Genomic DNA, 7,479 nt, shown 5'->3' on the forward strand with positions numbered 1-7,479 from the left:
CGCCCGGAGAACCGGGCGGGCCGCTGCGTACTGCTGGTCAGAACCTGGGAATCAGAAGGCCGACTCGGGCAGGTCCATGATCGAGTTGTCGACCGCCTCGGCGATGGCCCGCTCAGCGGTCAGCTTCGGCAGGTTGTAGGAGGCGAAGAACTTCGCGGCGGCGACCTTGCCGGTGTAGAAGTCCTTGTCCTTGCCGGGGTCGCCGGCCAGGGCGGCGAGGGCGACCTCGGCCTGGCGCAGCAGCAGCCACGCGACCACGATGTCGCCGACGGCGAGCAGCAGGCGCGAGGTGTTCTGGGCGACCTTGTAGATGTTGGTGATCTCCTCCTGGGAGGCCATCAGGTCGTTGAACATGTGGCCGACGATCGCGTTGACGTCCTCGAGCGCGGTCGCGAGCAGGGCACGCGACTCCTTGAGCTCGGCGGATCCCTCGTTGTCGAGGAACGCCTGGATCTCGCCGGCGACGTGGCCGAGCGCAGCGCCCTGGTTCTTCACGATCTTGCGGAAGAAGAAGTCCTGGCCCTGGATCGCCGTGGTGCCCTCGTAGATCGAGTCGATCTTGGCGTCGCGGACGTACTGCTCGATCGGGTACTCCTGCAGGAAGCCCGACCCGCCGAAGGTCTGCAGCGACTCGGTGCCGAGCAGGGTCCAGGCGCGCTCGGAGCCGTAGCCCTTGACGATCGGGAGCAGCAGGTCGTTGACCGCGGCGGCCAGCTTGTTCTCGTCGGAGCCGTCCTCGGTGAGGACGACCTTCTCCTGCCACGAGGTCGTGTAGTAGACCAGCGCGCGCATGCCCTCGGCGAACGACTTCTGCACCAGCAGCGAGCGGCGTACGTCGGGGTGGTGGGTGATCGTGACGCGCGGGGCGTCCTTGGCGGCGTTGGTCAGGTCGGCGCCCTGGACACGGGTCTTGGCGTACTCCAGCGCGTTCAGGTAGCCGGTCGACAGGGTCGCGATGGCCTTGGTGCCGACCATCATCCGGGCGTTCTCGATGACGTCGAACATCTGGCGGATGCCGTCGTGGACCTCGCCCAGCAGCCAGCCCTTGGCGGGCTCGCCGCCGCCGACCTGCGGGTCGCCGAAGGTGAGCTCGCAGGTGTTGGACACCTTGATGCCCATCTTGTGCTCGACGTTGGTGACGTACACACCGTTGCGCTCGCCGGTGAGGTCACCGGTCTCGTGGTCGAAGTGGTACTTCGGCACCAGGAAGAGGGAGAGGCCCTTGGTGCCCGGGCCGCCGACGCCCTCGACGCCCTTCGGGCGGGCGAGGACGAGGTGCATGATGTTCTCCTGCAGGTCCGACTCGGCGCTGGTGATGAAGCGCTTGACGCCGGTGATGTTCCAGGAGCCGTCCTCGTTGGGGGTGGCGAAGGTCTTGCCGGCGCCGACGTCGGAGCCCGCGTCGGGCTCGGTCAGCACCATGGTGGAGCCCCACAGGCGCTCGACCATGATCTCGGCGATGCGCTTGTCGCGGTCGTTGCCGTTCTCGAAGACGACCTTCGAGAAGAACGGGCCGGCGCCGTACATCCAGATCGCCGGGTTGGCGCCCAGCAGCATCTCGGCGGTCGCCCAGATCAGCGAGTTCGGGGCCACCTGGCCACCGATCTCCTCCGGGGTCTGCAGACTCCAGAAGCCCGACTCCATCCACGCGTCGTACGACTTCTTGAACGCGGCCGGGACCGGAGCGGTGTTGGTCTTGGGGTCGAAGACCGGCGGGTTGCGGTCGGCCTCGACGAACGACTCCGCGAGGTCCTCGCGCGAAAGACGCTCGACCTCGGCGAGGATCTCCTTCGCGGTGTCGACGTCCAGGTCCGCGAACGGACCGGTGCCGAGAACCTTGTCGGTCCCGAAGACCTCGAACAGGTTGAACTCGATGTCGCGGAGATTGCTCTTGTAGTGGCTCACTGATCCACCTTCATAACCTTTGTCGGATGTACCAGTTGCGGGAGCGCCGATCGGCACGCACTACTGGCGGGTAACATCAAGAATAGGCTCGCCCTCAAGGGGTGGCAAGCCCGGGGCTACTCACAGGTAGGGTTCTTCGTCACAGCGGTGCCGAAGGTGGCTCAGCGGGGCGAGCGACGAGGGTCGGTAGAACACGTTTCAGTTTCGGCGTACGATCTGCCGCATGATCTCCTCCGACGCCATCACCTGGAACGCCCCCGACGACGAACACCCCGCACGTACGGCCGGCCAGCGCTCCTATGCCGCCGTCGCCAAGGGGGACCTCGACGAGTGGCTGACGATCTATGCCGAGGACTGCGTGCTCGAGGACCCCGTGGGGCCATCGATGTTCGACCCCGAGGGCAAGGGTCACCACGGTCACGAGGGGCTCAAGGCGTTCTGGGAGAAGGCGATCGCCTCGGTCCACAAGTTCGAGTTCGAGATCAACGACTCCTTCGCCAACCCCGGCGGCAACACCTGCGCCAACGTCGGCCGCATCAAGACGTCGTTCCCCGACGGCAGCCACACCACCACCGACCTGATCATGGTCTACACCGTCAACGACGAGGGCCGCATCAAGTCCATGAAAGCCTTCTGGGAGCCCGAGCGCACGATGGCGAGCTTCACCTCAGCATGAGCGCCAGATAGTCGGACTATCTCGTGTGGTCCCGGTCAGGGGGTCCAGTAGATGCCGCCGCTCGGCGGGCCGGTCGACAGGTTCCGTGTGACCAGGCAGGAGTACGTCACGCCGGCGCCGGGTTCGGAGGCGCACTGATCGGCGCCGGACTCGCCATGTACGACATCGGCGAGCAGACCGCCGTTGAGCCGATCGTCGCCGCCGCCCCCGAGAAGTCGATCGCGGCCGTCTCCGCCGACGAGCGAGTCGCCGTCGGCGCCTGCGGCCAGGTAGTCGGCACCGCTGAATCCCTTGAGCCAGTCGCGGCCCGAACCGCCGTAGATCCGGTCGTTGCCTGCCATGCCGTAAAGGCTGTCCCGCCCTGCGTTGCCGTAGATGAGGTCGGCGCCGCTGTCGCCGACGACGGCGTCGGCGCCGTAGCTGGCGTAGATCTGGTCATCCCCGGTTCCGCCTCGGAGGGTGTCGTCTCCCGCGGCGCCCCACATCCGGTCGTTGCCGCTGTTGCCGTTCAGCGCGTCTGAGCCGTCCTCGCCGTAGAGGAGGTCGTTGCCCCCCTGACCGGACAGGAAGTCCCGACCGCTGCCGCCGTAGAGGCGGTCGCCGCCGTCGGTTCCCGCCGTGGAGTCGAACGTGCCGGAGATGTAGTGCCCAGCGAGTGTGTCGCTTCCGAGTCCGCCGTCGATGGTGTCGGCGCCCGTGCCGCCGGTGAGTTCGTCGTCGCCGGACGTCCCGTGGAGCGTGTCGCTGCCTGACTCCCCGCTTGCCCACTTGCTGCCCCGGATCTCGTCGTTCCCGGGCCCGGCGAGCACGCGACTTCCGCCGCGGATCTGGTCGTTCCCGGAGCCACCGCAGACGACGTCGTTGGAGTCGGCGGTGATCGAGTCGGCGCCGGGGGTGCCGAGGATGACATCGCGGAAGGCCGCATCGGACCGCGTCTCGCCGCGGTTGAGGTCGACGGTCACCGTCAGCCCACCACAGGTAGATGCGGCGGAGCTGCCGGGCGAGGTCAGCAGAACGAGTCCGGGAATGGCCAGGAGCGAGACTGCGCCGGCCAGCAGGATGGGGCTACGCACGACGGACACCGTAGTGGGTATCGCGTGGCGGCGCCCGGGAATTCAGGCGATCGCGTGCTCGGCGATCCACTCGACCAGGGGACGTACGGCCCGCCAGTCCTTCTTCACCTCACCGACCAGCTCGGAGGTGTGGATGATCGGCTCGAAGCCGATGGTGCGGCCGAGGTGGATCGACTTGTGGCGGAGCAGCTCGATCTTGGGGTGGTCCTTGTCGAAACCGCGCGGCGCGGTCTTGAGGCGGTCGCCGGTGACCTCGTAGCCCTTCTTCTCCGCGACCGCGAGGCGCTTCTCCAGGTCGGCGCCGTAGTGGTCGTGGACGATGGCGTCGCGGAAGGCGGCCAGCCGGGGCGGCTCGAACCAGTAGCAGCCACCGCCGGTGCGGATGCCGCGGGGCGAGACCTCGACGTAGTAGCCGGTCTGCGGCGCGACCGCCACGAAGGCTCCCTGGTGGGTCTTGTAGGGAAGCTTGTCCTTCGAGAAACGTACGTCGCGGTAGGGCCGGAAGATCTTGGCGCTGCCGAACTCCTCGGCCAGCTCGTCGGTGAGCGCCTTCATCGGCGCGTGCACCGACTCCTTGTAGATGTGCTTGTGGGCTTCCCAGAACGACTTCGTGTTGTCGACCTCGAGGTCGTCGTAGAAGTCGAGCGCCGCAACGGGAAAACCTTCGAAAGCCACGCTGCGATCCTACGAGGCCCGTGGGCTCTTGCTAAACGCTCGGGATCTGAATGGTGTCCGCGACCCGGCGGGCGTGCTCGGCCATGGCGCGGGCGATGTTGGCGGACTCGCCGAGGTGGCGGCAGGGGTCGAGCAGGTCGGCGATCTCGGCGCGGCTGAAGTGGGCCGAGACCTCGGGGGAGGCGGCGAGCAGCGAGGCGAAGTCGAGCTCCTCGACCGCGGAGCGCTGGGCGAGCTCGAAGACGACGTCGTGGGCGACCTGGCGGCCGATGCGCTCGCCGAGCTCGAGCATCAGCGACTCGGAGCCGATCAGGCCGCCGGAGAGGGCCAGGTTGGCGCGCATCCGGTCCTCGTCGAAGGTCAGGCCGGTGAAGATGACCACGAGCCGGGCGAGGACGTCCCCGGCGAGCTGCGACGCCTGGGCGACCGCGTCCTCGAGGATGCCGGTCATGGCGCCGTTGGCCTCGTGGTCGTGGAGCATCGACTCCATCGCCGGGGCCACGAGTCCGCGCAGCTGGGTGGCGGCGGTGATCACGTCCAACGTCAGCTGCGGGTTGCGCTTGTGGGGCATCGTCGAGGAGCCGATGGTGCCCTCGGGGATCGGCTCGAAGGCCTCACCGAACTCGGGCTGCATCATCGAGTAGACGTCCTTGCCGATCTTGCCGGCAGTGCCGCCGAGGAGACCGAGGATCGAGACCCACTCGACCATGCCGTCGTTGATCGCGCGCGAAGGCACCGGCATCGAGCCCATGTCGAGCCGGGAGGCGGTCTCGGTCTCGATGGCGCGGGCATGGGAGCCGAAGGACGCCATGGTGCCGGCGGCCCCGCCCATCAGGAGTCGGAAGACGCGGTCCTCGACGGAGCGCAGCCGGTCGACGTGCGCTGCGATCTCGTCGATCCAGATGGCGACCTTGAAGCCGAAGGTGATCGGCACCGCGTGCTGGGAGTGCGTACGTCCCGGCATCGGCACCTCGGCGCCGGCCTCGGCGACCTTCGACAGCGAGCGGAGCAGGTCACCCAGCAGGTCGAGGATCGTGTCGTGCGCCTGGCGCATCAGGATCAGGTCGGCGGTCTGCGTGATGTTCTGCGTGGTGGCGCCCCAGTGGACCCAGCCGCCGTGCTTCTTGCCGACGACCCGGGAGAGCTCCTCGACCAGCGGGGTCAGCGGGTGGCTGTGCTCCGCGGTGGCCTTCTCGATGCGCTCCAGATCGAGCTTGTCCAGATCGGCGGCCTCGGCGATCGCCTCGCCGGCCTCCGCGGGGATCACCTTCACGGCTGCCTCGGCCTCGGCCAGAGCTGCCTCGACGTCGAGTCGCGCCTGCAGGCGTGCCTCGTAGGTGAACAGGTCTCCGATGCCGTGGTCGGGGACTCGTCCGTCGGTGAATCGGGTGCTCGAGCCCGCGGGCATGGCGAGTGATCCTTTACGCGTCGTTCACACAGAGATTGGAAAACTGAAACCCAATCTTAATGGACGCAACCCGCGAACACCCGCGATCGTGTGCCGTATCACTTGGATCGTGCAAGTGAACCGAAACAGGCCGTGCCAAACGGCACGACCTGGATCCGTGGAGCGGACGACGAGGCTCGAACTCGCGACATCAACCTTGGGAAGGTTGCGCTCTACCAACTGAGCTACGTCCGCAGGTGCGACCAGGATGTTACCCCACACTCCCAGTCTGGTGTGAAACCGGTTCAGGAAAGTCGCGTCAACCGGGGGTAGCGTGCCGACAGCCCGTCGCCGACGGGGCCGCGCAGCATGCGGCGTACGGCCCAGGGGAGAGCTCGGGCCGCCAGCCGCCGGACCTCGCGGATCGGGGCTGTCAGGCCGCTCGGGCCCGGCTCCTCGATGACGACCAGCGGCTTGGGCGTCGGCAGGTGGTGGCGTACGCCGAGGGTGTCGAGGACCTTGATCGCCATCAGCTGGTGGCCGGGTGCGCCGAGGAAGCCGTGTCCGTCCCAGTAGCCCGCGTCGTCGTACTCGGTCATCCGCCAGAAGTCGACGAGCGTGGCCCCGCGCCGCTGCGCGATCTCGCGGACGGCCTCGTTGTAGACCGCGAAGCGCCCGCGCATCAGCCGCCCGACGGTCGACGCCCGTGCGCCGTACGCCGTGAAGACCAGCACCTTCGCGCCGGTCTCGACCAGGTCGCCGATCGCGGACTCGTAGGTCGCGAGCAGCTCGTCGATGTTCACATGTGGCCACATCAGGTCGACCGACCCGCCGTAGATCGTCACCACGTCCGGCTCGAGCGCGATCGCCGGCGCCACCTGCTCCTTGACGATCCGGTCGATCCCGCGCCCACGGACGGCGAGGTTGGCGTAGCCGAACTCAGGGGACCGCTCGGCCATCACCTCAGCGACCCGATCGGCCCAGCCGCGTACGCCGTTCGGGCGGCGCAGGTCGGTGTCGCCGACGCCCTCGGTGAACGAGTCGCCCAGCGCGACGTACCGGCGATAGCCGCCCGGGATCAGCGCATCCAGTGCCATGCCTCAGATTCAACCGCACGCAGCGGCGGTCGCGTCAGGTCTGGGCTGGGCTAGATTTGCCCCGTGCTGCTGAGCGACAAGGACATCCTGACCGAGATCCACGACGGCCGGATCGTCATCGACCCCTGGGACGAGTCGATGCTGCAGCCGTCGTCCGTCGACGTACGTCTGGACCGGTTCTTCCGGGTCTTCGACAACCACAAGTACGCCACGATCGACCCGGCCGTGGACCAGTCCGAGCTCACCCGGCAGATCGAGACCGAGGGCGACGAGCCGTTCATCCTGCACCCGGGGGAGTTCGTGCTCGGGTCGACGTACGAGACGGTGACCCTGCCCGACGACATCGCCGCGCGGGTGGAGGGCAAGAGCTCGCTGGGGCGCCTCGGGCTGCTCACCCACGCCACCGCCGGCTTCGTCGACCCGGGCTTCTCCGGCCACGTGACGCTCGAGCTGGCCAACGTCGCGACGCTGCCGATCAAGCTCTACCCGGGCATGAAGATCGGTCAGTACTGCTTCTTCCGGCTCACCTCGCCCGCGCAGAACCCCTACGGCAGCGAGAAGTACGGCAGCCGCTACCAGGGCCAGCGCGGCCCGACCGCCTCACGCAGCTTCCAGAGCTTTCACCGCACCAAGATCTGAGTGGGTTGTCGGTGGTCGCCGCTAGGG

Annotated in this window: 7 protein-coding genes and 1 tRNA gene; 2 read left to right on the forward strand and 6 right to left on the reverse strand. The window is 67.8% G+C overall.

Going from position 1 to position 7,479, the window contains the following annotated elements; all coding sequences use genetic code 11:
• Nucleotides 1-51 precede the first annotated feature (51 nt).
• A complete protein-coding gene (locus ACFVJS_RS24865; RefSeq protein ID WP_378886031.1) occupies nucleotides 52-1,905 on the reverse strand; it encodes an acyl-CoA dehydrogenase in 1,854 nt (617 codons plus the stop codon).
• A gap of 223 nt (nucleotides 1,906-2,128) precedes the next feature.
• Here ACFVJS_RS24865 and ACFVJS_RS24870 point away from each other — a divergent pair, with 223 nt between their 5' ends.
• Entirely contained in the window at nucleotides 2,129-2,581 is a 453-nt protein-coding gene (locus ACFVJS_RS24870; protein WP_378886033.1) for a nuclear transport factor 2 family protein, read from the forward strand.
• Nucleotides 2,582-2,616: 35 nt separating this feature from the next.
• On the opposite strand, the gene ACFVJS_RS24875 is transcribed toward ACFVJS_RS24870, so the two are convergent.
• The 5 genes from ACFVJS_RS24875 to ACFVJS_RS24895 form a co-directional block, all read right to left on the reverse strand.
• The gene (locus tag ACFVJS_RS24875) at nucleotides 2,617-3,654 is read right to left on the reverse strand and encodes a calcium-binding protein (RefSeq protein WP_378886035.1); all 1,038 of its coding nucleotides are present in this window, start codon (nucleotides 3,652-3,654) and stop codon (nucleotides 2,617-2,619) included.
• Nucleotides 3,655-3,696: 42 nt separating this feature from the next.
• Nucleotides 3,697-4,329: a DUF2461 domain-containing protein gene (locus ACFVJS_RS24880; protein ID WP_378886037.1), complete on the reverse strand. Its 633-nt coding sequence runs from the start codon at nucleotides 4,327-4,329 to the stop codon at nucleotides 3,697-3,699.
• Nucleotides 4,330-4,360: 31 nt separating this feature from the next.
• Entirely contained in the window at nucleotides 4,361-5,737 is a 1,377-nt protein-coding gene (locus ACFVJS_RS24885) for an adenylosuccinate lyase family protein (RefSeq protein WP_378886039.1), read from the reverse strand.
• A 158-nt stretch (nucleotides 5,738-5,895) separates the two neighbouring features.
• Nucleotides 5,896-5,971, reverse strand: a tRNA-Gly gene (locus ACFVJS_RS24890).
• 50 nt (nucleotides 5,972-6,021) lie between these two features.
• Nucleotides 6,022-6,813, reverse strand: coding sequence for an SGNH/GDSL hydrolase family protein (locus ACFVJS_RS24895; protein ID WP_378886041.1), 792 nt, complete (start codon nucleotides 6,811-6,813; stop codon nucleotides 6,022-6,024).
• Nucleotides 6,814-6,876: 63 nt separating this feature from the next.
• Here ACFVJS_RS24895 and dcd point away from each other — a divergent pair, with 63 nt between their 5' ends.
• Nucleotides 6,877-7,452 carry a dCTP deaminase gene (gene dcd, locus ACFVJS_RS24900; RefSeq protein ID WP_008354516.1) on the forward strand — a complete coding sequence of 192 codons (576 nt, stop codon included), beginning with the start codon at nucleotides 6,877-6,879 and terminating at the stop codon, nucleotides 7,450-7,452.
• The last annotated feature ends 27 nt before the right edge of the window (nucleotides 7,453-7,479 follow it).

Origin of the sequence: Nocardioides sp. NPDC057772, from assembly GCF_042798075.1 — a bacterium.
Taxonomy (GTDB): domain Bacteria; phylum Actinomycetota; class Actinomycetes; order Propionibacteriales; family Nocardioidaceae; genus Nocardioides.

Excerpts from the sequence above, each read along its gene's own strand:
- ACFVJS_RS24885 (WP_378886039.1), bottom strand. The coding sequence starts at position 5,737 with ATGCCCGCGGGCTCGAGCACCCGATTCACCGACGGACGAGTCCCCGAC.
- ACFVJS_RS24895 (WP_378886041.1), bottom strand. The coding sequence starts at position 6,813 with ATGGCACTGGATGCGCTGATCCCGGGCGGCTATCGCCGGTACGTCGCG.
- ACFVJS_RS24870 (WP_378886033.1), top strand. The coding sequence starts at position 2,129 with ATGATCTCCTCCGACGCCATCACCTGGAACGCCCCCGACGACGAACAC.